1 protein-coding gene is annotated in these 934 nt (G+C 65.3%); it reads left to right on the top strand.

Features of this window, described 5'->3' with window-relative positions; genetic code table 11:
• Window positions 1-80 precede the first annotated feature (80 nt).
• A protein-coding gene (locus F1193_RS16885; protein ID WP_246164514.1) for an IS5 family transposase occupies window positions 81-913 on the top strand; the annotation gives its coding sequence in 2 pieces (ribosomal slippage) (window positions 81-456 and window positions 456-913; 834 coding nt in all).
• The last annotated feature ends 21 nt before the right edge of the window (window positions 914-934 follow it).

Below are 934 nucleotides of genomic sequence, written 5' to 3'. Positions count from 1 at the left end.
AGAGCCTGACCCAAAAGGGTGTTGCGCCCGGCATGGTTGCATGATTCACCGGTCTCAGAGTTCTGGGACGGTGATTTGCGATGTGGACCGAGGAACACCGAGCGACCTACCGCCGTGAGGGCGGAGGCTTTCCGAGCAACCTGACGGACGCTGAATGGCAACGGCTTGAACCGTTGATCCCGCCGGCGACGCCCGGCGGGCGCCCCCGCAAGACCGACATGCGGGCGGCGATGAACGCGATCCTCTACCTGCTGCGCACCGGCTGTCCGTGGCGCTATCTGCCGAAAGACGGCTTCCCGCCCCGTTCGACCGTCTACAACATCTTCCGCAAGTTCCAGCGCGAAGGCGTGTGGGACGCGATCTGGACGGAGCTGCACATGGCCTTGCGCGAGCGTCTCGGGCGCGAGGCCAGCCCCACCGCGGCGATCATCGACAGCCAGTCGCTGAAGTCGGCGGAAAAAGGGGCGGCAAAGACGACGAGGTGGGTTACGACGCCGGCAAGAAGGTGAAGGGCCGCAAGATCCACGCCCTCGTCGACACGCTCGGCCTGCCGATCCGCGTCGTCGTCCATTCGGCGGGCATCCAGGACCGCGACGGCGCCGCCCAGGTCCTCGACAAGATCAGAGGCAGCTTTCCCTGGCTCGAACTGGTGTGGGCGGACAACGGCTACAACGCTCATCAGGTCAACGCGGCGGTGGCCAAGGTGCCGGCCCTGCGTCTCGAAATCGTCAAGCGCACCGACGACATGAAGGGCTTCGTGGTGTTGCCGCGCCGTTGGGTAGTCGAGCGAACATTTTCCTGGTTCGGCCGCAACCGGCGCTTGGCCAAGGACTGGGAAAACCTCGCCGACACCCTCAAGGCCTTCGTCACCCTCGCCGCCATCCAGCTCGCCGTCAGGCGCCTCGCCCGATAGTAGGCTTTTGAGTCAGGCTCT

Source organism: Blastochloris sulfoviridis, from assembly GCF_008630065.1.
GTDB lineage: Bacteria > Pseudomonadota > Alphaproteobacteria > Rhizobiales > Xanthobacteraceae > Blastochloris > Blastochloris sulfoviridis.
Note: the sequence above shows the minus strand (reverse complement) of the source record. Positions and strands in the feature narration are given on the sequence as shown.